Here is a 24,290-nt window from a genome sequence, read left to right as displayed (position 1 = left end):
CCGCACAACAGCCCCAGCTCGGCTAGGCCCTGTGACGGGGCGCACACAAGGCGCGGAGAACTCGATAGTGTTCCCTTGAAGCACGCAGACGGGCAGCCGGGCGCGCCGGACGCCACCATCGGCACCGCGCATCCGGGCCGTCACCGACCACGTCACCGATCACGTCACAAAGGGGTAGAACATGAGCGCCGATCACCAGGGCGACGCCTTCGAGAACCTGCTGCACGAGGAGCGCCGCTTCCCGCCGAGCGAGGAGTTCGCCGCGAATGCCGTCGCCCAGCCGTCCCTCTACGACGAGGCACGCGAGCAGGGCACCGAGTTCTGGGCCAGACAGGCGCGTGAGCTCCTCACCTGGGACCAGGACTTCACGCAGACCCTCGACTGGTCGGATGCGCCGTTCGCCAAGTGGTTCGTCGGCGGGACGGTGAACGCGGCGTACAACGCACTCGACCGCCACGTCGAGGCCGGCCTCGGCGACCGTGTCGCCATCCATTTCGAGGGCGAGCCCGGCGACACCCGCACGATCACCTATGCGGAGCTCACCCTCGAGGTGAAGCGGGCCGCGAACGCGTTCGAGTCCCTGGGCGTGCAGAAGGGCGACCGCGTCGCCGTGTACCTGCCCATGATCCCCGAGGCCGTCATCACGATGCTCGCCTGCGCCCGCATCGGGGCCGTCCACTCCGTGGTCTTCGGCGGCTTCTCGGCGGATGCACTCCGCAGCCGTATCGACGACGCCGAGGCCAAGCTCGTGGTCACCTCCGACGGCACGTACCGCCGCGGCAAGCCGAGCGCCCTCAAGCCCGCGGTCGACGGCGCCCTCGAGCGGGAGGGCCACACGGTCACGAACGTCGTCGTGGTGCGCCGCAACAGCGAGCCCGTCGAGTGGACCGAGGGCCGTGACCTCTGGTGGCACGACGTCGTGGACACGGCCTCCGACGAGCACACCGCCGTCGCCCACGATGCCGAGCATCCCCTGTTCATCCTCTACACCTCGGGGACGACCGGGAAGCCGAAGGGCATCCTGCACACCACGGGCGGCTATCTCACGCAGACCGCGTTCACGCACAGGAACACCTTCGACCTGCGGCCGGAGACGGACGTGTTCTGGTGCACGGCGGACATCGGCTGGGTCACCGGGCACAGCTACGTCGCGTACGCGCCCCTGGTCAACGGTGCCACGCAGCTCATGTACGAGGGGACGCCCGACACCCCGCACCAGGGCCGGTGGTGGGAACTCGTCGAGAAGTACAAGGTGTCCATCCTCTACACGGCGCCGACGGCCATCCGCACCTTCATGAAGTGGGGGCGCGACATCCCCAAGAAGTTCGATCTCTCCTCCATCCGCGTGCTCGGCTCCGTCGGGGAGCCCATCAACCCCGAGGCGTGGATGTGGTACCGGGAGGTCATCGGCGGCGGCAAGGCCCCGATCGTGGACACCTGGTGGCAGACGGAGACGGGCGCGCACATGATCGCCCCGATGCCCGGCGTGACCGCGACCAAGCCCGGATCGGCGCAGGTGGCGGTCCCGGGCATCGCCATCGACGTCGTCGACGAGATGGGCGTCCCGGTCCCCGACGGGGCCGGCGGCTACCTCGTCATCCGCGAACCGTGGCCGTCGATGCTGCGCGGGATCTGGGGTGACCCGCAACGGTTCAAGGACACGTACTGGTCGCGCTTCGACGCCATGTACTTCGCCGGGGACGGCGCCAAGAAGGACAGCGACGGCGACATCTGGCTCCTGGGCCGGGTCGACGACGTCATGAACATCTCCGGCCACCGCCTCTCGACCACCGAGATCGAATCGGCCCTGGTGAGCCATCCGTCGGTGGCGGAGGCCGCCGTCGTCGGGGCGAGCGACGAGACGACGGGCGAGGCCGTGGTCGCGTTCGTCATCCTCCGCGGTTCGGCGAAGGACGACGACGACATCGTCACCACGCTCCGCAACCACGTGGCCAAGGAGATCGGCCCGATCGCGAAGCCGCGGAACATCCTGGTGGTCCCCGAGCTGCCGAAGACCCGCAGCGGGAAGATCATGCGGCGCCTGCTGAAGGACGTCGCGGAGGGACGGGAGGTCGGGGACGCGACGACGCTCTCCGATCCGACGATCATGCAGCAGATCGCCGTCTCCCTGCGGAAGTAGCCGGACAGGCGAGAGGCCCCCTGGCGGGGGCCTCTCGTCGGCGGGCGTCAGCCGATCGTGGCGTCGACCGTGACCTCGATGTTGCCGCGGGTCGCATTGGAGTACGGGCACACCTGGTGCGCCTGCTCGACGAGCGCGTCGGCCGTCTCCTGGTCCACCCCGCTGATCTCGGCATGGAGGGCGACGGCGAGCTGGAACCCACCGCCGTCGACCGGCGCGATGCTCACCTCGGCGGTGACCGCCGTGTCGCTGATCGTCGCCCTGCTGCGGCTCGCGACGAGCTTCAGGGCACTGTGGAAGCAGGCGGAGTAGCCGAGGGCGAAGAGCTGCTCGGGGTTCGTCGCCCCGCCGGCTCCGCCCATCTCCTTCGGCACCGCGAGGTCGACGACGAGCTCCCCGTCGTCCGTGTAGGCCTTGCCGTTGCGTCCATCGCCGGTCGCCGTGGCCACTGCCGTGTAGAGAGCACTCATGCGTGTAGAACCTTTCGTCGGGGGTGCCTGGTCCGCACCCCGTATCCTAGTAGACTAACTAGTAACTCTACATCCACGTAATCCGTACGCGCCGACTCCAAGGAGCACCATGGACGCCCGACCGCCCGTCCGCGAGCGCCTCCTCGCCTCGGCGACCCGGCTGTTCGACGAGAACAGCATCCGCTCGGTGAGCGCCGACAAGGTCATCGCCGATGCCGGCACCACCAAGGTCACGTTCTACCGGCACTTCCCGTCCAAGGACGAGCTCGTCGTGGCGTACCTCGACGCCCAGCTCGGACGGCTGCAGCACGCACTCGCCGCCGAGCGGGAGACCGGCCGGGACGCATGCGCCGTGCTGCTCCGGCTGGCCGCCGCCAACGGGGACGTCGCCTGCCGCCCGGGGTTCCGAGGGTGCACCTTCATCAACGCAGCGGCCGAGTACCCGGCGGAGGGCAACGTGGTCCGCGCCGCCGTCGGACGCTACCGGGCCTGGCTGCACGGTGTCGTCGCCGACCTGCTGGACGAGCTGGGCGTGGACCGGCCCGGCGTCGTGGCGGACCAGCTCGTCATGCTGCGGGACGGTGCGATGGTGCACGGATACATGGGCGACCCGGGCGCCGTGACCGGGCAGCTCGTCACCGCCGGGCGGGCCATCATCACCGCACACCTGCGGGGGCCACTGCCCTCCTGACGCCGCCGCCGACCTGCCCGTGCCGGGGACGCCGGCACCCCGGATGTGACGTTCGTCCTGAAACATGGCTCCGGGCGGGACGGCGGAGGATGATTTCAGCGTGTCCACAACCCTCCAGCAGACCCCTGCCTCCACCCCGCGCATGGCCCGTCGCGTGGCCGGGGCCTCCTTCGTCGGGACGGCCCTCGAGTCCTACGACTTCTACGTGTTCGGCACCGCCGCCGCCCTCGTGTTCAACACCGTCTTCTTCACCGAACAGGATCCTCTGGCCGGAACCCTCTCGGCGTTCCTGGTCTTCGCGATGGGCTTCGTCGCACGACCCCTCGGCGCCATCCTGTTCGGCCACCTCGGCGACCGCATCGGCCGCAAGCGGACCCTGATCTGGACCATCACGCTCATGGGCCTGGCGACCGGCACCGTCGGCCTCCTGCCGGACTACGACACCATCGGCGTCTGGGCCCCGATCATCCTCACCGTGCTCCGCCTCCTGCAGGGCCTCTCGCTCGGCGGTGAGTGGGGCGGTTCCATCCTCATCGCCACGGAGCACGCCGCCCCGCGCAAGCGTGCCCTGTACGCCTCGATCCCGCAGCTCGGCTCCCCCGTCGGCACCATGCTGATCTCCGCCATCTTCCTGGTCCTCACGGTCGTCGCCCCCGACGTCATGACCACCTGGGGCTGGCGCATCCCGTTCCTGCTCGCGTTCCCGTTCCTCGCCGTCGCGATCTACCTGCGGCTCGCGATCGACGAGACGCCGGTCTTCGAGGAGGCCAGCCGGAAGCACGCCCTCCCCCGCGCGCCGTTCGTCGAGGTCCTCAGGTCGCAGCCGGCAGCGATCGTCGTGGCCATCGCCTCCGCCGTGCTCGGCATCGGCTCCTACTTCCTGATGGTGACGTACACCCAGGCCTACGGGACCGACACCCTCGGCCTGTCCCAGGGGACGGTCCTCAATGCGGCCCTCGTGGGCTCCGTCCTGCAGCTCGTCACCATCCCCGCGTTCGGCTACCTGGCCATGCGCATCGGCTCGGCGAAGGTGGTCGCGGGCGGCGCGCTCGGGACGGCTCTCATCGCCTTCCCGCTCTACTGGGTCATCAGCATCGCCACGGAACCGCTGTACATCGCTGCGATCATCCTCGGCGGCATCCTGCCCACCGCCAGCTGGGCCGCCCTCGGCGGACTCATGGCGGACATCTTCAAGCCCGAGACCGCGTTCACCGCGCTGTCCTTCGCCTACAGCATCGCCGCGATCATCGCCGGCTTCGCGCCCTCGATCACCCAGCAGTTCGGCATCGCGACGGACGGCGCCTGGTGGCATCCCGGCGTCGTCCTGGCGATCATGAGCGTCGTGACGGCGGCGGGCGCGTTCGGCGCGGTGCGGCTGCGCGCACGGCTCGCCGACCCCCGGTCCGCCGCTGCACCCGCGAGCGCGGCATAGTTAGGGCATGACCCCGCGCACGCCCAGCATCCTCGTCATCAACGGACCCAACCTGAACCTGCTCGGCACCCGGGAGCCGTCGGTGTACGGCACGGCGACGCTCGACGACGTCGAGCGCCTCGCGGCGGACACCGCGCGCGGGCGCGGTTGCAGCAGCACGGCGATGCAGTCCAACCACGAGGGCGAGATCATCGACGCCATCCACGCGGCGCGCTCGACGACGGACGGGATCGTCATCAACGCCGGCGCCTTCACCCATACCTCGATCGCCATCCGGGACGCCCTGGCCGCCGTCGGGCTGCCCGTGGTCGAGGTGCACATCAGCAACGTGCACCGGCGTGAGGAGTTCAGGCACTCCTCCTACATCTCCGGCGTCGCCGATGCCGTGATCGTGGGCGCCGGCATCGACGGCTACCGCCTGGCCGTGGACCACCTCGCCGGGCGGCTCGCCGCAGCCGCCGAGGACGGCGGAGGCACGGCCCGGACACCCGCATCGTTCCCGAAAAGTTAGCGTAGGCCCCTGCCGCACGGACGGCGCCGGGCCTCCCATAGGGCACGATGGTGCTATGACGGACATCACTCCCGCCGGAAGCGCGGCCGCCCAGCCCGAGAACCCCGCAGCGCCCCTGCTCGAGGTGCGGAACCTGGCGGTGAGCTTCCGGACCACCCACGGCGAGGTCCATGCGGTCGAGGACGCGAGCTTCAGCCTGAAGCGCGGCAGCGCCCTGGCGATCGTCGGCGAGTCGGGCTCGGGCAAGTCGACCACGGCGATGGCGTGCATCGGCCTGCTGCCGGGCAACGGCCGCGTCACCTCCGGCAGCATCCTGTTCGAGGGCCAGGACCTCGCGACGCTCTCCGAGGCGAAGATGCGCTCCATCCGCGGCCGGGCGATCGGGCTCGTGCCGCAGGATCCGATGTCGAACCTGAACCCGGTGACGAAGATCGGCACGCAGGTCGCCGAGACCCTCCTGGTCCACGGCATGGCCACCAAGAAGAACGTCAAGCAGCGGGTCATCGAGGTCCTGACCGCCGCCGGGCTGCCCGACGCCGGTGAGCGCGCCAAGCAGTACCCGCACGAGTTCTCGGGTGGCATGCGGCAGCGGGCGCTCATCGCGATCGGCCTCGCCTGCCAGCCGCGGCTCCTCATCGCCGACGAGCCCACGTCGGCCCTCGACGTCACCGTGCAGCGCACGATCCTCGACCAGATCGACTCGATGACGGAGCAGCTCGGCACGTCGGTGCTCCTCATCACGCACGACCTCGGACTCGCCGCGGAGCGTGCCTCGCAACTCGTCGTGATGCACCGGGGGCGTGTGGTCGAGACCGGCCCGGCCGACCAGCTCCTCAACGACCCGCAGCACCCCTACACGCAGTCCCTCGTCCGGGCGGCGCCGAGCGTCGCCGCCGTGCGCCTGCGCCCCGGCGCCTTCACGGCGGATGCGGCGTCGCGCCTGAGACTGGCCGAAGCAGTCTTCGCCGAGCACGAGGCGACGCACGAGGGCCACGCCACCGGGCACGACGGCGCTGCACCCGCCGGATCCGCACCGGCAGCGACCGGACACGATCCGGACGCCGCTTCCCCGACGGGACCGCGCACCGCCGGCGCGCATGCCACGACGTCGTCGTCGGACCGGCCGGTCGAAGCCGCCGGGACCGGCGAGGCGTCGGCACACGCCGCTCCCCCGAACATCGTCGAGATCCGGGACCTCACGAAGGTCTACAAGCGGCGCGGCAGCAAGGAGGACTTCTACGCGGCGAAGAACGTCACCCTGGACGTCCCCCGCGGGCAGACGGTCGCGATCGTCGGCGAATCAGGCTCGGGCAAGACCACCACGGCTCGGATGCTACTCAAGCTGATCGAGCCGACGTCGGGCACCATGACGTTCGACGGCATGGACGTCGCCACGCTCGACAAGGCCCAGCTGTCCGACTTCCGCCAGCGTGTGCAGCCGATCTTCCAGGACCCCTACTCGTCGCTGAACCCCATGTTCACGATCGAGCGCATCGTCGAGGAGCCGCTCAACGCCTACCGCCGCGGATCGAAGAAGGAGCGCGCGGCACGCGTGCGCGAGCTCCTGGACCAGGTCTCGCTCCCGCAGAACGCCCTGCGGCGCTACCCGGCCGAGCTCTCCGGCGGACAGCGTCAGCGCGTCGCGATCGCGCGCGCCCTGGCACTGCAGCCCGAGCTCATCGTCTGCGACGAGCCGGTCTCCGCTCTCGACGTCCTCGTGCAGGCCCAGATCCTGAAGCTCCTCGGCGACCTGCAGTCCGAGCTGGGGCTGAGCTACCTGTTCATCTCCCACGACCTCGCCGTCGTACGCCTCATCTCGGACTACGTCTGCGTCATGAAGGACGGCGAGCTGGTGGAGGCCGCCAGCTCGGAGGAGGTCTTCCAGAACGCCCGGCACCCGTATACGCGGAGGTTGCTCGCCTCCATCCCCGGCAACGAGCTCAACATCGACGAGGACCTCGCGTCCTAGCCCGGCCGGGCGCACCCTGTCCCCCGGGCGTGGCAGCACCTACTGTGGGCTGAACGACCGACAGCGGGAGGCACCGTGAGCGACCAGGGCATTCACGTCGACAGGGACAGCACGACGACGGACCGGTGGTCCGGGGGCTGGCCGGAACTGCGCGTCGCGGACTGGCAGGACACGCAGGCCACCCTGCACATGTGGCTCCAGGTCGTCGGCAAGATCCGGATGGCGCACGCGCCGCTGGTCAACCACTGGTGGCAGGTGCCGCTGTACGTCACGCCGCGGGGGCTCGGCACGTCCCCCATCCCGTACCGGGCCGGCATGTTCGACGTCGAGTTCGACGTCGTGCACCACCGGCTGCTGGTGCGGAGCAGCTCCGGGGAGGATCGCAGTGTGCCCCTCGCGCCGCAGTCGGTCGCGGAATTCCATGCGCGGACCCTGGCCGCCCTGGCCGACCTGGGGATCGAGGCGCCGATCCGCCCCGTGCCCACGGAGGTGGACCCCGCCGTCCCGTTCGCCGAGGACCACCATCACGCGTCCTACGACCCCGGCGCCGTCACGGCGTTCTGGCGGCAGCTCGTCCAGGCCGAGCGGGTCCTCACCCGGTTCCGCGCCGAGTTCCTCGGCAAGGTCAGCCCGGTGCACTTCTTCTGGGGCGCCATGGACCTCGCCTGCACGCGCTTCTCCGGCAGGACCGCACCCCTCCACCCGGGCGGTGCCCCCAACTGCGCCGACTGGGTCATGCAGGAGGGATACTCGCACGAGCTCTCCAGCTGCGGGTTCTGGCCCGGCGGCGGGGAGGAGGGCGCTTTCTACTCGTATGCGTACCCCGAGCCCGAGGGCTATCGCGACGCCGTGATCGGCGTCGACGGGGCGTTCTACAGCGCCGAGTTCCGGCAGTTCCTGCTCCCGTACGAGGCCGTCCGGACCGCGGAGGACCCGGACGGCGCACTGCTCGCGTTCCTGCGGGCCACCTACGCGGCGGCCGCGGACACGGGAGGCTGGGACGCCGGCCTGCTCGTCGACCCGGACCGGCTGGAGGGGCACAGGCGCCGGTAGGGTGCACGACGGAGCGGCCACCGGCCCGAAGGCCGGTGGCCGCTCCTTGCGAGGGGACGCGCCTACTTCCTGCGCGTCTTCGGATCGAGCGCCTCACGCAGCGACTCCCCCAGCAGGGTGAAGCCCAGCGCCGTGATGACGATGCACGCACCCGGGAGGAAGGCGAGCTGCGGTGCGACCCCGAGCTCGGCCTGGGCGTAGGTGAGCATGCGCCCCCACTCGGCGGTCTGCGGCAGCCCGCCGCCGAGGCCGAGGTAGGCCAGCGCGGCGGCGTCGATGACGGCGGTCGCGAGGCTGAGGGTGGCCTGCACGATCACGGGCCCCATGCTGTTCGGCAGCAGGTGGCTCATCGTGATCGTCCGGCGGCTGAGGCCCAGGGTCTGCGCTGCGAGGATGTAGTCGGCGCCCCGCTGCGACAGCATCGTGGAGCGCAGGAGCCGCGCGAAGATGGAAATCTGCGAGACGCCGATCGCGATCATGATCGCGTAGGTGCTCTGGCCCAGCATCGCGGCGATGCTGACGGCGAGGAGGAGGCTGGGGACGGACAGCAGGATGTCCACGAACCGCATGATCACGCTGTCCACCCAGCCACCGAGGCCCCCGGCCAGCAGGCCGAGCAGCATGCCGCCCGCGAGGCCGAGCGCCGTCGAGACCACGCCGATCAGCAGCGAGGCCCGGGCACCCCAGATGAGCTTGCTGAGGACGTCCCCGCCGAAGCGGTCCAGTCCCAGCGGGAATCCCTCGATCGCGCCCGGACCGGGGATGGCCGTGGGTGTGATCGACGTGCGACCCGGGAGCTCGTCGCCGCCGTACGGTGCGAGGAGCGGCGCGAGGACCGCCACGAGCAGGAACAGGCCGATGATGACGGCGCCGACGATCGCCTGCGGGTTCCTGCGCAGCCGGAGGTAGGCGTCCTTCCAGAGGCCGGTGCCGCGCCCGGTGTCGATGGCGGGATCGGCGGGGGCCACGGAGCCGCCGGCAGCGGGGGGCAGGATGGTACTCATTGCACACGCACCCTCGGGTCGATGACGGAGTAGGACAGGTCGACGATCAGGTTGATCAGCGCGTAGAGCACGGCGATGAAGATGATGAAGCCCTGGAGCACGGGATAGTCGAGCCCGAAGATCGCGTCCCGCAGGAACCGGCCGATGCCGTTGAAGGCGAAGACCGTCTCGGTCAGCACCGCTCCCGAGATGAGCAGGCCGAGCTGCAGTCCGATCGTCGTGACGACGGGGAGCATGGCGTTCCGCAGGATGAAGCTGCCGCGGATGGTGCCCTCCCTGAGCCCCTTGGCGCGGGCGGTGCGCACGTAGTCCGCGTTCTGCACCTCGAGGACCGAGGCGCGCGTGATGCGGACGATGATCGCTAGCGGGATGGTGCCGAGGGCGAGCCCGGGCAGGATCAGGTGCAGGAAGGCGTCCCAGGCGGCGTCGTACTCGCCCGTCAGCAGGCCGTCCAGCACGTAGAACCCCGTGTAGTGCGTCGCGTCGATCCGGGGGCTCTGCCGGCCGTCCGGGGGCAGGAGCGACCACTGGATCGCGAACAGGTACTTGAGGATGAACGCGAGGAAGAAGACCGGCACCGTGATGCCGATCAGGCTGAGGACCACCGAGCTGTGGTCGATGAACCGGCCGTTGTGCCGCGCCGCGAGGTACCCGAGCGGTATCCCCACGCCGACGGCGAAGATCAGGGCGATGATCGTCAGTTCGATGGTGGCCGGGAAGCGGGTGGCGAACTCCTCGAGCACGGGGCGTCCGGTGTTGATCGAGATGCCGAAGTCCCCCTGGAGCAGCCTGCCCATGTAGGTCAGGTACTGGGTGAGGAGGGGGCGGTCGAACCCGTACAGCTCGTTGATCCGGGCGATGGCCTCCGGGGTGGCCTTCTCGCCGAGGAGTGCGGTGGCCGGGCCGCCGGGGAGGTTGCGCACCCACAGGAACAGCAGGATGGACAGTCCGAACAGGGTGGGGATGAGCAGGGCTAGCCGCTTACCGATGACGCGTAACACTGGGGATCCTTCCGGGTGAACCGGGACGCCGGGCGGGGGTAGGACAGCGCGGGCCGGCCACCGGGATCAGTGGCCGGCCCGCGCTGCGTGGTACTGCTACTCGCTCAGCTCGATGTTGGTGAAGACCTCGTCGTTGACGGGGCTCGCCGGGTAGGAGGTGACGCGCGGCGCGAAGGCCAGCGACGGAGCGGGGTGGGCGAGGGGGATGGCCGGGTTGAACTCGGCGATCTGCTCGTTGATCTCCTTGTAGAGCTCGGTCTGCTGGTCGCGGTCGCTCACCCCGCGGGCCTCGTCGAGGGCCGCGAAGAGCTCGGGGTTGTCGAAGCCGAACTCCTGCTTCTGCTGGCCGAAGAAGACACCGATGAAGTTGTCGGTGTCGTTGTAGTCGCCGGTCCAGCCGAGCAGGTGCAGGCCGTGGTCGGGTGTCGCCTGGACCTGGTTCAGGTAGTCGGGGGACCAGGCGGCGGGAGCGGGCTCGACGGTGATGCCGACATCCGCGAGCTGGGCCTGCAGGTTGGTGAAGACCTGCTCCGGCGTCGGCATGTAGGGGCGGGAGACGTTCGTCGGGTAGTTGAACGTGACCTCGAAGCCGTCGGGGTAGCCCGCCTCGGCGAGCAGTTCCTTGGCGCGCTCGGGGTCGAAGTCGTAGGTGGTGACGTCCTCGTTGTACCCGTCGACGACCTCGGGGATGAACTGCGTGGCGACCTTCGTGCCCTCGGGCAGGGTCTGCGCCACGAGGGCTTCCTTGTCGATCGCGTGGGCGATGGCCTCGCGGACCTTGGGGTCCTTGAGTTCCGGGACGACCTGGTTCATGCCCAGGTAGAGGATCGTGAAGGGGTCTCGGGCGGTGATGTTGTAGCCGGCGTCCTTGAGGGACTGCGTGTCGGCGGGAGCGACGAGGTCGTAGCCGTCGATGTCGCCGGCCTCGAGGGCCTGGCGGCGTGCCTGCGGGTCGTCGATGATACGGAAGATCGTCTTGGTGATCTGGCCCTTGTCGCCCCAGTAGTCGTCGTAGATCGAGAGCTCGAGCTGCTGGCCGACGTTCCACGAGTCGAACTTGAAGGGGCCCGTGCCCACGGGGTGTCCGAGGGCGTATTCGCTCAGCGACGGGGCTTCCGCGGTGCCGCCGATGTCGTCGGCCGCGTACTCCTCGAGCGCCGTCGGGCTCTGCATGCCGAAGGCCGGAAGGGAGAGGGCGGGGATGAACCCGGCGAACGGCTTGGCGAGGTTGATGGTGACTTCGTTGTCCCCATTGGCCTCGCAGGACTCGTAGACGGCCTTCTCGGGGCTGTCGGCGAAACCGCGGAACAGCGACCCGTAGTAGTACGACGTCGACTCGGCCTGCTGGATGCCGGTCCAGTTGTACCAGCGGTCGAAGTTGAAGCAGACGGCCTCGGCGTCGAACGGCGTGCCGTCGTGGAAGGTGACGCCTTCCTTGAGCTGGAAGACGGTGGACAGGCCGTCCTCGGCGGTCTCCCAGGACTCGGCGAGCAGCGGTGCGGGATCGGCGGTGCCGGGCTCGACGCCCACGAGCCCTTCGAAGATCTGGCGGCTGACACGGAAGGACTCGCCGTCAGTGGCGAAGGCGGGGTCCAGCGACTTCGGGTCGGAGGAGGCGGCGAAGACGAAGGTGGAGTCGACGGCGGCGTCGCCCTCGGCCCCGGTCTCCTCCTCGCGCTGGCTCTGCACGCAGCCGGTGAGGAGGAGTGCTGCGATGGAGAATCCTGCTGTGAGCGCCGCGCGTTTCCTCGCGAAACCTGCGCCGTGCACGGATGTGCCTCGGTTAGACATGTAGTGCTCCTGGTGGACGAGTGGTTCCTACCGGATCTACCGGCAGTGATGGGGACCACGGCGGCGAACGCGCTGATCCGTGTGACGAGCCTAACTTCCGGCCGGCCCGCGAGCGGCATTTCAGGGGCTTCAGTGGTTACGATTTGGCATCGCGGGTGGACGGGCAGACGCCGGTGACGCCCGCGAGATACCTGCGAAACCGGAGGAACCATGAGTGAGAAGGAAACGGCGACATCCGTGCGCTACCGGCGTTTCGCCGAGGTCGACGCCCGGGGGTACTCCCCCCGGTACGACGAGTGGTGCACCGGGGTCAGCGACGACGAGGAGGTGCTCGCACTCCTCGACACCCTCCCCCCGGCACGCCGCCAGCCCGTCCTGTTCCTCGGCGCCGTACGCTTCGCCGGCGTGCCCCTCGGCGACTACGGCACCTTCCGGACCTTCGTCGTCGAACACTGGCCGGACGTCCGCCGCGTCATGGAGACGCGGACCACCCAGACCAACGAGGCCGGACGCTGCGCGGTCCTCCTGCCGAGCCTCGCGGCGATCAGCGCGGCCGAGGACCGGCCGCTGGCGCTGATCGAGGTCGGCGCGTCCGCCGGCGCGTGCCTCTATCCGGACCGGTACGCGTACGCCTACTCCCCCGGCCCGTCCCTGGTACCCGGCGGCGGCTCGCCGGTCCCCCCGCTCGCGTGCGCAGTGGCCGGGGACGTGCCGCTGCCGTCGGCCCTGCCTCCCGTGACCTGGCGCGCGGGGATCGACCTGAATCCCCTCGATGCACGCGACGACGACGACGTCCGCTGGCTCGAGGCGCTCGTGTGGCCCGAGCACGGGTTCCGCGCGGAGCGGCTCCGGGCCGCGCTCGGCGTCGTGCGCGCGGACCCTCCGCTGCTCGTCCGGGGCGACCTGAACGACGAGGTCGAACCGCTCGTCCGGCGGGCGCCGTCGGACGCCGTCGTCGTCGTGTTCCACAGTGCCGTGCTCGCGTATCTCGACGCGGAGGGGCGGCGCCGGTTCCGCGACACCATGATGCGGCTCACGGCGGACCGCGGACGCCCGGTGCACTGGCTCTCGCACGAGGGCCACGGCACGCTCGACGGGGTGCCCGGCGCGATGGAGAAGGCGCCCGGGGAACAGGACGGGAGGTTCGTGCTGCAGCACAACGGACGATCGGTCGCACGCACCGGTCCGCACGGGCAGTCCATCGAATGGCTCTAGGGCTCCCCTAGCCGCGCGTGCACTGTCCCGCCGAGACGGCGTCGTCCAGGTCGGGTGCGCTCTCGGCGATGGGGCGCAGCTCCTCGAGGGACAGCGCATAGCCCACCGGGGCGTCGGCCGTCGACTTCGCGAAGACGACGCCCGCCACCCGGCCCTGCAGGTCGAGGAGCGGCCCGCCCGAGTTCCCCTGCTGCACGTCGGCGGCGAGGCTGTAGACCTGGAGCGGCCGGGCGTCGGCGCCGTAGATGTTGTTGACGAGCACGGGTGAGAGGCCCTGCACGCTCGCGGGCTGGATCCGGTACGGGCCGCCCGCCGGGTAGCCGGCGAACGCCGCCGTCGCTCCCCGCTCGAGCTCGTCGCCGAGCGTCAGCGGTGCGGCGCGCAGGTCGTCGACGGCGATGACCGCGATGTCGCGCGCCGTGTCGAGCTGCACCACCCGACCCGGCAGGGCACCGCCACCGGGCACCTCGACCACGGGCTCGTCCACCCCGGCGACGACGTGCGCGTTCGTGATCACCCGGCCCGGCGCGACGACGAACCCGGACCCGGTCTGGTTCTGGCCGCACCGGAACGCCGTACCCGTGATGCGGACCACGGAGGCGGCCGCCGCCGCGAGTTCGGGGGTGTCCACCGAGGCATCGGGCACGGCCGCCGGCGTCGCGGGCCCGACGCTCTCGAGGATCGTGGGGATGCCGTCGTCGACCGCGATGGTGCGGAGCTGCGCCATCCAGGTGCGCACCGGACCTGGAGTCGCCGTGTCGATCCCCCGGATGACCTGCGAGGCGGCCAGCGGCTGCGACAGGAAGGGGACGCCCAGGGTCCCGACGCTGAACGCGAGCATGGAGAGCACGAGCGCGGCGACGACGACGTTCACCGCGCCGCCGAGGATCCGGTCGACGAGGCGCAGGGGCGGGAAGTCGGACCAGCGGCGGATGGAGGCGCCGAGCGCGGAGCCGACGGCCTGGCCGACGATGACGAGCACCACGACCGTGCCGATCACCGCGATCAGGCGCCAGGGGTTGTCCGGCACCCACGCGCTGACGAGCGGGACCGCGAAGAACGCCGCGACCGCGCCGGCGACGAAGCCGGCGATGCCGCCGAGGGTCACGAGGAAGCCGTTACGGATCCCGGTCACGAGGTAGCCGAGGAGGACCACCACCAGCACGAGGTCGAGGAGCGTGAACCCCGCGAGGCTGAATTCCGGCACTACGTTCTCCTGGCTCTGGACGGCGGGAGAATCGCTTGCCTCCCGACACTGCGAGCGATTCTAGCCGCGCACCATGGGAAGAAGCTCGGCAGGACGCCGGGAACGGACCCCCGGGCGCCCGAATACCGGGGACGGGGGCGTGTATCAGTCGTCACAGCCGCTCCGGTACGGCAAGATGGACAGCAGAAGACAGCGGGGACCGCCGCGGAACGACGCAATTCATCAGGAGAGTTCATGGATATCGAGGTACTGCGCCGGGCGCCCCTCTTCGCATCACTGGGAGACGACGTCTTCGCGGCGCTCACGGACGAGCTGATCGAAGTGGATCTGCCCCGCGGATCGTCGGTCTTCCGTGAGGGCGACCAGGGCGACCAGCTGTATTTCATCGTCTCCGGCAAGATCAAGCTCGGGCGCACCGCACAGGACGGTCGTGAGAACCTCCTCGCGATCCTCGGCCCCGGGGAGCTGTTCGGCGAGATGGCACTGTTCGATCCGAGCCCGCGCACCGCGACGGCGACCGCCGTGTCCGAGACGCGCCTGGCCGGCCTGAAGAACGAGGACCTGCGGACACTGCTCGAGACGCGCCCCGAGGTGTCGGCCCAGCTCCTGCAGGCACTCGCCCGGCGCCTCCGCCGCACCAACGAATCGCTCGCGGACCTGGTGTTCTCCGACGTCCCGGGGCGCGTGGCGAAGGCCCTGCTCGACCTCGCGGACCGCTTCGGCAGGCCGGCGACGGACGGCATCCTCGTGGCGCACGAACTCACGCAGGAAGAGCTGGCCCAGCTCGTCGGGGCGTCGCGGGAGACCGTCAACAAGGCGCTGGCCGAGTTCGTCCAGCGCGGCTGGCTGCGTCTCGAGGCGCGCGCCGTCGTCATCCTCGACATCCAGCGCCTGCGCCAGCGCAGCCGCTGACCTGATCCGACGGAAGGCACCTGCCCGGCGGGCGGGTGCCTTCCGGCGTTCGGGGACACTTCCTGAGTGCCCGCACATCAGGCACCGGCGTCGAGGGCACAAATCACCGTCCAGGTGCCGCTCAGGCATTCATTTCTGCCGTCTCGGCGGCAGGAAACACGACGGCGTCAGCGCCCCCGCTGGACCGACCCGCCCTCGGTGAGCTTCGGGCACTCCACCTGCAGCATGAGGTCGCCGTCGTGCTCGGCGAGCTGCGGGTGGTAGAGCTTCACCGGGCGCTTGTGCGAGAGGTAGGCGATGCAGCCGCGCGAGGACCCGATCTTCTCGAGGATGATCTCGACGGCGGGCACCGCCAGCTCGCTGAGCGTGCAGCCCACCGTGTTGGGCTGGCCCACCTCGTCGCCGAGCCTGGTGGTGTCGCGGTCGGCGATCTCCTGGGCGGCCCAGCGCCACTGCCCCCAGACGCCCTTGCTCGCGAGGATGCTCGGTTCCTGGTTCACCGGCTGCGCGGCGGCGAAGTAGTGGGTGTCGAAGCGACGGTGCGCGAAGTCCGGCGTCACCCAGTGCGAGAGCGGCTTGATGAGGTCCGTCCGGACGCCGAGGCCGCGACGGCCGAGGATGTCGGCGAACCGGCACTCCCCCTCGTTGATCGCCTCGCGCGCCTTCATCCACTCCTTCGCCTGCGTACCCTCCACCATCGACGAGGCGTCGGGTCCGGCGAGCAGCACCCCGGTCTCCTCGAACAGTTCGCGGATGGCGCACAGCACATGGCGGCGTGCCACGCGGTGGTCCTCGACGCCGAGGGCCTTCGCCCACATCGCCGGCGTCGGACCGAACCAGCGCAGGTCGTCGTCGTCGGATTCCTCGATGCTCCCGCCGGGGAACCCGAGGACGCCGAGGGGGGAACTGCCGCGCCGGTAGGAGAGGTAGGTCTCGGTGCCGATCGCGCTGTCACGCAGCAGGACGACCGACGACGCAGGGCGGGCCTTCAAAGGGGTGCGTTCCCCGTGTTCGATCCAGCTCTGCGCTGCCGTGCGCTGGTCAGGAGCCACGGGGAAGAGTCGGGTGCTGAGCCGGTCCACGGCCTAGACGAACTCCGCGATGACCTCGACCTCGACGGGCGAGTCGAGGGGGAGGACTGCCACGCCGACGGCGGAGCGTGCGTGCACGCCGGCCTCGCCGAGGACGGCGCCGAGCAGTTCGGAGGCGCCGTTGACGACACCGGGCTGACCGGTGAACGAGGGATCGGACGCGACGAAGCCGACGACCTTCACGATCCGCGTGATGCGGTCGAGATCGCCGAGCTGGCTCTTGATCGCCGCCAGGGCGTTCACGGCGCAGGTAGCGGCCAGGGAATTCGCGGTCGCGGCGTCGACTCCGCCGTCGGAACCGACCTTGCCCGAAGCTGTGAGTTTGCCCTCAATGAACGGCAGCTGTCCCGAGGTGTACACGTGGTTGCCGCTGATGACGGCGGGGACGTAGGACGCGACGGGGGGAACCACCTCGGGCAGGGCGATGCCGAGGTCCGCGAGGCGAGCCTCGACGGCGGAAACCGCGGTATTTCCGGCAGGCACTGCTAGCTCTTCTCCCGCTTCAGGTACGCGACGAGGCCGTTGCCGTCAGGCCCGGGGACCACCTGGACGAGCTCCCACCCGTCCTCGCCCCACTGGTCGAGGATCTGCTTCGTCGCATGGATGATGAGCGGAATCGTCGAGTACTCCCATTTCGTCATGGGGAAAGCCTAGCGCGTGCTTGTAAACTGGAATAATGGCTGCGCGCAAATCACCCCTCTTCGACACGGCAACCACCCTCGGCAAGATCATCGCGTTCCTCGGAATCAGTGGTCTCGCGGGTGTGCTCGCCGCGGGCCTCCTCGTCCCCGTGGCCGCCGCCGCCGGTACGGGCGCCTCCGCCTCGCTGCAGTTCTTCGAGCAGCTGCCGGCCGAGCTGGAGCGCGAGGCGCTGGCGCAGCCGACCACCATCCAGGCCGCGGACGGGTCTCTCATCGCGACCCTCTACGAGGAGAACCGCCAGCCGGTGACGCTCGACCAGGTGTCCCCGACGATGCAGAACGCCCTCATCGCGATCGAGGACTACCGCTACTACGAGCACGGCGGCGTGGACCTCGAGGGAATCCTCGGCGCGATCGCCAGCAACGTGTCGAGCGGCACGAGCCGCGGAGCCTCCACCATCACGCAGCAGTTCGTCAACAACGTGCTGATCGACTCGGCGCGGCAGAACGGCGGGACCGTTACCCTGAGCGGCGGCGGCAAGACCGTGGGCGACAAGCTCCGCGAGATGAAGCTCGCCATCGCCGTCGAGAAGGAGCTCTCGAAGGACGAGATCCTCGAGGGCTACCTCAACATCGTCCCCTTCAGCGGCACGACCTTCGGTGTGCAGGCCGCGTCCAAGTACTTCTTCAGCGTCGACGCGAAGGACCTGAACATCCAGCAGAGCGCCCTGCTGGCCGGGCTCGTCAACGGCCCGAGCGCCTACAGCCCCGAGTCGAACCCGGAGGGCGCGCTGCAGCGCCGGAACATCGTCATCGACGCGATGCTCACCCGCGGCAAGATCACGAAGGAAGAGCACGACGCGGCTATCGCCACCGATCTCGGCCTGAACATCACGCCGACGCTGAGCGGCTGCGTCGGGGCGGCCCAGGCACCCTACTTCTGCGACTACGTGACGCACCTGATCCTCAACGACCCCGCCTACGGCGAGACTCCCGAGGACCGCGAGAAGGTCCTCTTCCGCTCGGGCCTGACGATCAAGACCACGCTCGACTCCCGCGTCCAGGCGGCTGCGCAGACCGCCGTCAACGAGACCGCGAACCCTGACACCACGGACGGCGCGGTGGGCCACACCATGCTGAGCCTCGAACCGAAGACCGGCAACATCCTGTCCATGGCACAGAACACCCGGTACAACCCGGAGGCCGCGCAGGGCAACACGGTCCTCAACTTCAACGTCGACGAATTCGCCGGCGGCGACCCGTCCAAGAGCCTCGGCGGTGGCGGCGGCTTCCAGCCCGGATCCACCTACAAGCCGTTCACCGTCGCGGCCTGGGTCGAGGCCGGCAAGGCACTCAACCAGGTGGTCGACGGCACCAAGAAGACCTACCCCGAGGGCGACCGCTGGCGTGCGAGCTGCATGGACGGCGGCAACTACGTCATCAACACGCCTGAACTCGAGGGCTACACACCCCAGAACTACGGCGACCAGAACTACCGGTACACGACCGTCCTCGACGGGCTGGCACAGTCCCTGAACACCATCACGATGGCGACCGCGAAGCAGCTCGACCTCTGCCGCATCCGCGACATCGCCTTCGACATGGGCGTGCACGACGCCGGCAGCCGCGAGGGCGCCCTCAACCCGCCGTCGGTCAACCCGCCCGCCCTCATCGGCGGCGGCGTCGCCGCGGCCCCCATGTCCATGGCGAAGGCCTTCGGCGGCTTCGCCAACGACGGGACCGTCTGCGAGCCCCGCGCCCTGACCGAGGTCACCGCGGTCGACGGCACGAGCTACCCCGTCCCCGCCACCTCCTGCAAGCAGACGATCTCGAAGGAAGTCGCGCGCGGCGTCAACGCGGCCACGCAGGAGGTCATGAAGGCCGGGTCCGGTCAGCTGCTCGAGTACGGCGACATCCCCATGGCCGGGAAGACCGGCACGAACGACGCCCGCTCGCAGACCTGGTTCATGGGCTACAACTCCGGCATGGTCACCGCCAGCTGGGTCGGCAACTGGCAGGGCGAGGGCGAGGGCAGCTCGCTCGGCGGACTGCAGATCGGCGGCCAGGTCTACCCCGAGATCGACGGCTCGCTCATCGCGGGCCCCTCCTGGGCTCGCTTCATGCAGCAGATCCCGGGCCTCTACGTCGGTACGCCGTTCACGGCGCCGCCGGCGAACATGATCAACGGGGGCCAGCGCACCGCACCGGTCAGCCCCTCGCGCCCGGCCAACCCGGGCAACGGCACCGGCACCAACACCGGCGGTACCGGGGTCAACTCCGGCGCGACCGGCACGGGCGAAACTGGCACGGGCCCCTCCACGGGTGGTACCACTGGAGGAGATGCCGGCGACGACGGCACTGGTGGCGACGACGGAGGCAACGGCTAGCGTGAAATCGACTTCCACACCCCGGAGCGGGACACCGCTCGGCTGGGCGGCAGGGCTCACCCTGACGGCCGCGGCCGGAACCCTCGCCTATGCTTCGGCCGTCGAGCGCACGCTGTACGAGGTGCGGGAGGAGACCCTCCCCATCCTCCCGCCGGGATCCTTCCCCCTGCGGGTGCTGCACCTCTCCGACATCCACATGGTGCCCGGGCAGAAGTCGAAGGCGGACTGGCTCCATCGCCTCGCCGACCTGGCTCCGGACCTCGTGGTCAACACGGGCGACAACCTGAGCCACCGGAAGGCCGTCGGGCCACTGCTCGAGGCGCTGGAACCGCTCCTCAAGGTCCCCGGCGTCTTCGTCCCCGGGTCCAACGACTACTACGCCCCGGTGTTCAAGAACCCGCTGCGGTACTTCGCCGGCCCGTCGATCGCGCCGAAGGAGTCCGCTCCCCAGGACCTGCCGTGGGCCGACATGTTCAGCGCCTTCGGCGCTGCCGGGTGGGTCGACCTGACCAACAGGTCGCAGTCCGTCGGATTCCGCGGATTGCGCATCGACTTCACGGGTGTCGACGACCCGCATCTGGGCCGCGACCGGTACGTGCCCTACCCCCCTGGCAGCAGCACCTCCGCGGACGCCCCGCACATCCGGATCGCCGTCGCGCACGCCCCCTACCAGCGCGTGCTGGACTACTTCACGGACGGCGGGGCGGACCTCATCCTCGCCGGCCACACCCACGGCGGGCAGGTGTGCATCCCGGGCTACGGCGCCCTGGTCAGCAACTGCGACCTGCCCACGTGGCGTGCCCGTGGACTGACGCAGTGGGACTCGGATGGCCGCTCCGTACCGCTCAATGTCTCGGCCGGCATCGGGACCTCGCGGTTCGCCCCGGTCCGTTTCGCCTGCCGGCCGGAGGCCGTCCTCCTGACACTCACTCCCCGGAGCCCCCGCTAGCGCCGCCTGCTTCTTCGGGTCCCCGTAACGTGACCGGCGTTACAGCCCTCCTGACCTAGGATGGTTGCTGGGGGACACCAATAACCATCGATCACCGAAGAGATGGCATGAAGAACCAGAACACCCTGTGGGAATCGCTCGGACGGCTCTACCCGCATGTCCGGCCCATCCTCCCGCGACTCGTCCTGGGCCTGCTGTGCGCGCTGGGCGCCAGCGTCATGGCCCTCGCCATCCCCCAGGTGCTGCGGGTGCTCATCAACGACGCACTCGCCGAAGGCGGGTCGGCCCGCACGGTCTGGATCGCGTCGGGCGTCGTCCTGCTCCTCGGCGTCCTCGAGGCCACCTTCGTGGCGCTGCGCCGCCAGTTCGTCATCACACCGGCGACGGCGGTGGAGACGAACATGCGCACCTCCTTCTACCGCCACCTGCAGAATCTGACGGTCGAGTTCCATGACCGATGGGGCAGCGGCCAGCTCCTGTCGCGTGCCATGAGCGATCTCAACCTGATGCGCCGCTGGATGGCCTTCGGCCTCATCATGCTGGTCGTGACGTCACTGACCGTGGTGATGGGCGTGATCGTCATGTTCCTGATGAGCTGGATCCTGGCCCTGATCTTCGTCGCCGCCGCCGTGCCCCTGATGATCTACGGCTACCGCTTCCGCACCTCCTACAGCCGCGTGTCACGGAAGAGCCAGGACCAGGCCGGGGACCTCGCGACCACGGTCGAGGAGTCGGTCCACGGGATCCGCGTGCTCAAGGCGTTCGGGCGGAGCCGGGAGGCCCTGGAGGACTTCGAGGAGCAGGCCGAGGAACTCCGCCGGACGGAGATCTTCAAGGCGAGGTCCCTCGCGCACTTCTCGATGATCGTGACCCTGCTGCCCGAACTCGCCCTCGGCGCCTCCCTCGTGGTCGGTGTGACGCTGGCGGCGGGTGGGGACGTCACCATCGGCGCGCTCGTGGCCTTCTTCGCCACGGCCGCCGCCGTCGCAGGGCCCGTGGAGTTCATCGGCCCGCTCCTCGCCATGACGTTCACGGCGAAGACGGCCATCGACCGGCACTACGAGGTCATGGATTCCGAGAACACCATCACCGACCCCCCTGCGCCGGTCCACCTCGAGGCGCCGATCGGTACCGTGGTGTTCGACGCGGTGCACTTCCGCTATCCCGACGCGCACGGGGACACCGGCGACGTCCTCGACGGGATCGACCTGACCCTGCGCGCCGGCGAGACCATGGCGCTGGTCGGTGTGACGGGGTGCGGCAAGAGCACCCTCCTCCAGCTGGTCCCGCGCCTCTACGACGTCACGGGCGGCAGCATCAGCATCGACGGCGTGGACCTGCGCGAGCTCACCCTCGGTGAACTGCGCACGCTCGTCGCGGTCGCCTTCGAGGACACCACGCTGTTCTCCAGCTCCGTCCGCGACAACGTGCTCATGGGTTCCGATGCCACGGGCACGGAGGCCGAGCGCATCCTCGCCGAGGCCCTCGAGGTGGCGCAGGCCCGGTTCGCCTACGGTCTGCCCCAGGGACTGGACACGCTCATCGGCGAGGAGGGGCTCAGTTTGTCCGGCGGCCAGCGCCAGCGCATCGCCCTGGCGCGGGCGATCGCCGCGCAACCGACGGTCCTGGTCCTCGACGACCCGCTGTCGGCGCTCGACGTCGCCACCGAGGAACGCGTCGAGCAGGGGCTCCGGGCCGTGCTCGGCGCCACGACGACGCTCATCGTCGCGCACCGGCCCTCCACAGTGGCGCTGGCGGACCGCGTGGCGCTCCTGCAGGACGGGCGCATCACCGACGTCGGCACGCACTCCGAGCTGCTCGCCCGCAACGACCACTACCGGTACGTCATCGCCAGCCTCGACGACGAGGAGATCGCGCAGCTGGGGCGCACGGTCCAGCCCCTGCAACCCGCACACGACGACGAGGAGGCGCTGGCATGAGCCGCACCCCTCGCACGCCCGGGGAGGCACCCGAGGAGAAGGGCCTGCAGGGCGCCACGTCCGCCGGCGTCCTCAACGAGGACGACGTCCTCCTCGACCGGGCCCAGAGCAAGTCCGTCCGGTCGCGGTCCTTCAAGCTCCTCGGCTCCCTGATCCGGCCCAACCGCCGGCAGTTCGTCTGGACCGTCCTGCTGGTCGTCATCTCGCAGGCAGCGCGGGTCGCCGGCCCCGCCATCATCGCGTTCGGCATCGACCGTGCCCTGCCCGCCCTGAGGGCGGGTGATCCGCTCCTGCTGTGGGCCGCGGGTGGCACCTACCTCCTGGCGGCGGTGCTCGCCTCGGTGCTGACCGCGGGCTACGTCCGCGCGACGGCCCAGCTCAGCCAGGCCATGCTGCTCGATCTCCGGGTGCGGGTCTTCCGCCACACGCAGCGACTGAGCCTGGAGTTCCACGAGAAGTACACCTCGGGTCGCATCATCTCCCGGCAGACCTCGGACCTCGAGGCGCTCCGCGAACTGCTCGACTCGGGGGTCAGCTCCCTCGCCTCGGGAGCGATCTTCATGTTCTTCACGGCGGTCACCATCTTCGCCCTGGACTGGCGGACCGGCCTCCTCATCCTCGCCGCCGCGGTGCCCATGTTCCTCCTCGCCCGCTGGTACCAGAAGCACTCGCAGATCGCGTACCGCGAGTCCCGGGTGGTGTCCGCGAAGCTGATCGTGCACTTCATCGAGACGATGACCGGCATCCGCGCCGTGAAGGCCTTTCGCCGGGAGCAGGTCAATGCGGCGCGGTACGACGAGCTGGCCGAGGACTACCGCACGGTCACCGTCCGGTCCATCAACCTCAACGGCGTCTTCCAGCCCGGACTCGTCCTGATCGGCAACGTGACGGTCGCCGTCGTGCTGATGTCCGGCGGGTTCAGGGTCCTGGGCGGCACGCTCGAGGTCGGCGCGCTCCTCGCACTGCTCCTCTACAGCAAGCGCTTCTTCCAGCCGGTGGACCAGATGGCCATGTTCTACAACTCGTTCCAGTCCGCCGCGGCGGCGCTCGAGAAGGTCTCCGGACTGCTGGAGGAGGTACCGACCGTCCGGCCGCCGAAGCACCCGGTGTCGTTGCCGCATCCGCGCGGCGACATCGAGTTCTCCGACGTCAGCTTCCGCTACGGGGACGGCCCCGTGGTGCTGCCCACCATGGACCTGTCCATCCGTGCCGGGCAGACCGTCGCGCTCGTCGGGCAGACGGGCGCCGGCAAGTCGACCCTGGCCAAGCTGATCGCCCGCTTCTACGACGTGTCCGAGGGCCGGCTGACGCTCGACGGCGTGGACCTCCGGGACCTCGCGCCGAAGGACCTGCGGCGCGCCGTCGTCATGGTGACGCAGGAGGCGTTCCTGTTCAGCGGCTCCGTGGCGGACAACATCGCCCTCGGCAAGCCCGAGGCCGGCCGCGACGAGATCGTCGCGGCGGCGCGGGCCGTCGGCGCGGAACGGTTCATCCTCGAGCTCCCGGAGGGCTTCGACACGGACGTCAACAAGCGGGGTGGCCGTGTGTCCGCGGGGCAGCGACAGCTGATCAGCTTCGCCCGGGCGTTCCTCGCCGACCCTGCGGTCCTGATCCTGGACGAGGCGACGTCGTCGCTGGACATCCCGAGCGAACGGCTCGTGCAGGAGGGCCTGCAGAAGCTCCTCGGCAACCGGACGGCGCTCATCATCGCGCACCGGTTGTCCACGGTGGCGATCGCCGACCGTGTCCTCGTGGTGCACGACGGCCGGGTCGTGGAGGACGGGACGCCCGCCGAGCTGATCGGCGGGACGGGCCGGTTCGCGACGCTCCACGCGGCCTGGAAGGACTCGCTGGTCTGAGCCGTCCGCCGCCGTCGGGCCCGGTTT

General features: G+C 70.0%; 20 protein-coding genes. 12 read left to right on the top strand and 8 right to left on the bottom strand.

The window, feature by feature from the left end:
* The first annotated feature begins 181 nt into the window (after positions 1 to 181).
* On the top strand, positions 182 to 2,140 hold the full coding sequence (gene acs, locus CXQ97_RS09680; RefSeq protein WP_104180667.1) for an acetate--CoA ligase: 1,959 nt from the start codon (positions 182 to 184) through the stop codon (positions 2,138 to 2,140).
* A 47-nt stretch (positions 2,141 to 2,187) separates the two neighbouring features.
* Here acs and CXQ97_RS09675 read toward each other — a convergent pair whose 3' ends face one another.
* Complete coding sequence (locus tag CXQ97_RS09675; RefSeq protein ID WP_104180666.1) at positions 2,188 to 2,610, bottom strand: organic hydroperoxide resistance protein; 423 nt, start codon at positions 2,608 to 2,610, stop codon at positions 2,188 to 2,190.
* A gap of 109 nt (positions 2,611 to 2,719) precedes the next feature.
* On the opposite strand from CXQ97_RS09675, the gene CXQ97_RS09670 reads away from it, so the two are divergent.
* From CXQ97_RS09670 to CXQ97_RS09650, 5 genes are all read left to right on the top strand, one after another.
* The gene (locus tag CXQ97_RS09670; protein ID WP_104180665.1) at positions 2,720 to 3,301 is read left to right on the top strand and encodes a TetR/AcrR family transcriptional regulator; all 582 of its coding nucleotides are present in this window, start codon (positions 2,720 to 2,722) and stop codon (positions 3,299 to 3,301) included.
* Positions 3,302 to 3,401: 100 nt separating this feature from the next.
* Positions 3,402 to 4,733 carry an MFS transporter gene (locus CXQ97_RS09665; protein WP_258062459.1) on the top strand — a complete coding sequence of 444 codons (1,332 nt, stop codon included), beginning with the start codon at positions 3,402 to 3,404 and terminating at the stop codon, positions 4,731 to 4,733.
* A 7-nt stretch (positions 4,734 to 4,740) separates the two neighbouring features.
* The gene (aroQ, locus tag CXQ97_RS09660) at positions 4,741 to 5,244 is read left to right on the top strand and encodes a type II 3-dehydroquinate dehydratase (RefSeq protein ID WP_104180663.1); all 504 of its coding nucleotides are present in this window, start codon (positions 4,741 to 4,743) and stop codon (positions 5,242 to 5,244) included.
* 55 nt (positions 5,245 to 5,299) lie between these two features.
* Complete coding sequence (locus tag CXQ97_RS09655) at positions 5,300 to 7,213, top strand: ABC transporter ATP-binding protein (protein WP_104180662.1); 1,914 nt, start codon at positions 5,300 to 5,302, stop codon at positions 7,211 to 7,213.
* A 75-nt stretch (positions 7,214 to 7,288) separates the two neighbouring features.
* Positions 7,289 to 8,266, top strand: a complete 978-nt coding sequence (locus tag CXQ97_RS09650; RefSeq protein ID WP_258062458.1) for a DUF5996 family protein — start codon at positions 7,289 to 7,291, stop codon at positions 8,264 to 8,266.
* Positions 8,267 to 8,328: 62 nt separating this feature from the next.
* Here the strand turns inward: CXQ97_RS09650 and CXQ97_RS09645 are convergent, their stop codons facing one another.
* From CXQ97_RS09645 to CXQ97_RS09635, 3 genes are all read right to left on the bottom strand, one after another.
* Positions 8,329 to 9,270: an ABC transporter permease gene (locus tag CXQ97_RS09645; protein ID WP_104180661.1), complete on the bottom strand. Its 942-nt coding sequence runs from the start codon at positions 9,268 to 9,270 to the stop codon at positions 8,329 to 8,331.
* A complete protein-coding gene (locus CXQ97_RS09640) occupies positions 9,267 to 10,271 on the bottom strand; it encodes an ABC transporter permease (RefSeq protein WP_104180660.1) in 1,005 nt (334 codons plus the stop codon). Before CXQ97_RS09640 ends, CXQ97_RS09645 begins: the two co-directional genes overlap by 4 nt.
* Before the next feature lie 96 nt (positions 10,272 to 10,367).
* On the bottom strand, positions 10,368 to 12,062 hold the full coding sequence (locus CXQ97_RS09635; protein WP_104180659.1) for an ABC transporter substrate-binding protein: 1,695 nt from the start codon (positions 12,060 to 12,062) through the stop codon (positions 10,368 to 10,370).
* A 210-nt stretch (positions 12,063 to 12,272) separates the two neighbouring features.
* On the opposite strand from CXQ97_RS09635, the gene CXQ97_RS09630 reads away from it, so the two are divergent.
* Entirely contained in the window at positions 12,273 to 13,277 is a 1,005-nt protein-coding gene (locus CXQ97_RS09630) for a DUF2332 domain-containing protein (protein ID WP_104180658.1), read from the top strand.
* Between the two features lie 7 nt (positions 13,278 to 13,284).
* Here the strand turns inward: CXQ97_RS09630 and CXQ97_RS09625 are convergent, their stop codons facing one another.
* Positions 13,285 to 14,484 carry a MarP family serine protease gene (locus CXQ97_RS09625; RefSeq protein ID WP_104180657.1) on the bottom strand — a complete coding sequence of 400 codons (1,200 nt, stop codon included), beginning with the start codon at positions 14,482 to 14,484 and terminating at the stop codon, positions 13,285 to 13,287.
* 234 nt (positions 14,485 to 14,718) lie between these two features.
* On the opposite strand from CXQ97_RS09625, the gene CXQ97_RS09620 reads away from it, so the two are divergent.
* On the top strand, positions 14,719 to 15,396 hold the full coding sequence (locus CXQ97_RS09620) for a Crp/Fnr family transcriptional regulator (RefSeq protein WP_104050098.1): 678 nt from the start codon (positions 14,719 to 14,721) through the stop codon (positions 15,394 to 15,396).
* A 167-nt stretch (positions 15,397 to 15,563) separates the two neighbouring features.
* Here CXQ97_RS09620 and CXQ97_RS09615 read toward each other — a convergent pair whose 3' ends face one another.
* The 3 genes from CXQ97_RS09615 to CXQ97_RS19490 are packed head-to-tail and all read right to left on the bottom strand — an operon-like array spanning position 15,564 to position 17,128.
* On the bottom strand, positions 15,564 to 16,478 hold the full coding sequence (locus tag CXQ97_RS09615; RefSeq protein WP_104180656.1) for an NUDIX hydrolase: 915 nt from the start codon (positions 16,476 to 16,478) through the stop codon (positions 15,564 to 15,566).
* Between the two features lie 3 nt (positions 16,479 to 16,481).
* Positions 16,482 to 16,970 carry a RidA family protein gene (locus CXQ97_RS09610; RefSeq protein ID WP_104180655.1) on the bottom strand — a complete coding sequence of 163 codons (489 nt, stop codon included), beginning with the start codon at positions 16,968 to 16,970 and terminating at the stop codon, positions 16,482 to 16,484.
* Positions 16,971 to 16,972: 2 nt separating this feature from the next.
* Complete coding sequence (locus CXQ97_RS19490) at positions 16,973 to 17,128, bottom strand: DUF4177 domain-containing protein (RefSeq protein WP_108724255.1); 156 nt, start codon at positions 17,126 to 17,128, stop codon at positions 16,973 to 16,975.
* Positions 17,129 to 17,163: 35 nt separating this feature from the next.
* Between CXQ97_RS19490 and CXQ97_RS09605 the strand changes: the two genes are divergently transcribed.
* The 4 genes from CXQ97_RS09605 to CXQ97_RS09590 all read left to right on the top strand — a co-directional run bounded on the left by CXQ97_RS09605 (position 17,164) and on the right by CXQ97_RS09590 (position 24,263).
* On the top strand, positions 17,164 to 19,515 hold the full coding sequence (locus CXQ97_RS09605; RefSeq protein WP_104180654.1) for a transglycosylase domain-containing protein: 2,352 nt from the start codon (positions 17,164 to 17,166) through the stop codon (positions 19,513 to 19,515).
* 61 nt (positions 19,516 to 19,576) lie between these two features.
* Positions 19,577 to 20,464 carry a metallophosphoesterase gene (locus tag CXQ97_RS09600; protein WP_258062483.1) on the top strand — a complete coding sequence of 296 codons (888 nt, stop codon included), beginning with the start codon at positions 19,577 to 19,579 and terminating at the stop codon, positions 20,462 to 20,464.
* A 107-nt stretch (positions 20,465 to 20,571) separates the two neighbouring features.
* Entirely contained in the window at positions 20,572 to 22,404 is a 1,833-nt protein-coding gene (locus CXQ97_RS09595) for an ABC transporter ATP-binding protein (protein WP_104180652.1), read from the top strand.
* Positions 22,401 to 24,263 (top strand): ABC transporter ATP-binding protein, encoded by a 1,863-nt coding sequence (locus CXQ97_RS09590; protein ID WP_104180651.1) that lies wholly within the window; start codon positions 22,401 to 22,403, stop codon positions 24,261 to 24,263. The genes CXQ97_RS09595 and CXQ97_RS09590 overlap by 4 nt, the downstream gene beginning before the upstream one ends.
* Positions 24,264 to 24,290 lie beyond the last annotated feature (27 nt).

The sequence above is a fragment of the Arthrobacter sp. B0490 genome (assembly GCF_002929355.1).
Classification (GTDB): domain Bacteria; phylum Actinomycetota; class Actinomycetes; order Actinomycetales; family Micrococcaceae; genus Arthrobacter_D.
This window is presented reverse-complemented; position numbering and strand designations above follow the sequence as displayed.

Bases quoted from the DNA above. Each gene is read 5' to 3' on its own strand.
- acs (WP_104180667.1), top strand. From the start codon at position 182: ATGAGCGCCGATCACCAGGGCGACGCCTTCGAGAACCTGCTGCACGAG.
- CXQ97_RS09675 (WP_104180666.1), bottom strand. From the start codon at position 2,610: ATGAGTGCTCTCTACACGGCAGTGGCCACGGCGACCGGCGATGGACGC.
- CXQ97_RS09670 (WP_104180665.1), top strand. From the start codon at position 2,720: ATGGACGCCCGACCGCCCGTCCGCGAGCGCCTCCTCGCCTCGGCGACC.
- aroQ (WP_104180663.1), top strand. From the start codon at position 4,741: ATGACCCCGCGCACGCCCAGCATCCTCGTCATCAACGGACCCAACCTG.
- CXQ97_RS09655 (WP_104180662.1), top strand. From the start codon at position 5,300: ATGACGGACATCACTCCCGCCGGAAGCGCGGCCGCCCAGCCCGAGAAC.
- CXQ97_RS09645 (WP_104180661.1), bottom strand. From the start codon at position 9,270: ATGAGTACCATCCTGCCCCCCGCTGCCGGCGGCTCCGTGGCCCCCGCC.
- CXQ97_RS09635 (WP_104180659.1), bottom strand. From the start codon at position 12,062: ATGTCTAACCGAGGCACATCCGTGCACGGCGCAGGTTTCGCGAGGAAA.
- CXQ97_RS09630 (WP_104180658.1), top strand. From the start codon at position 12,273: ATGAGTGAGAAGGAAACGGCGACATCCGTGCGCTACCGGCGTTTCGCC.
- CXQ97_RS09620 (WP_104050098.1), top strand. From the start codon at position 14,719: ATGGATATCGAGGTACTGCGCCGGGCGCCCCTCTTCGCATCACTGGGA.
- CXQ97_RS19490 (WP_108724255.1), bottom strand. From the start codon at position 17,128: ATGACGAAATGGGAGTACTCGACGATTCCGCTCATCATCCATGCGACG.
- CXQ97_RS09605 (WP_104180654.1), top strand. From the start codon at position 17,164: ATGGCTGCGCGCAAATCACCCCTCTTCGACACGGCAACCACCCTCGGC.
- CXQ97_RS09595 (WP_104180652.1), top strand. From the start codon at position 20,572: ATGAAGAACCAGAACACCCTGTGGGAATCGCTCGGACGGCTCTACCCG.
- CXQ97_RS09590 (WP_104180651.1), top strand. From the start codon at position 22,401: ATGAGCCGCACCCCTCGCACGCCCGGGGAGGCACCCGAGGAGAAGGGC.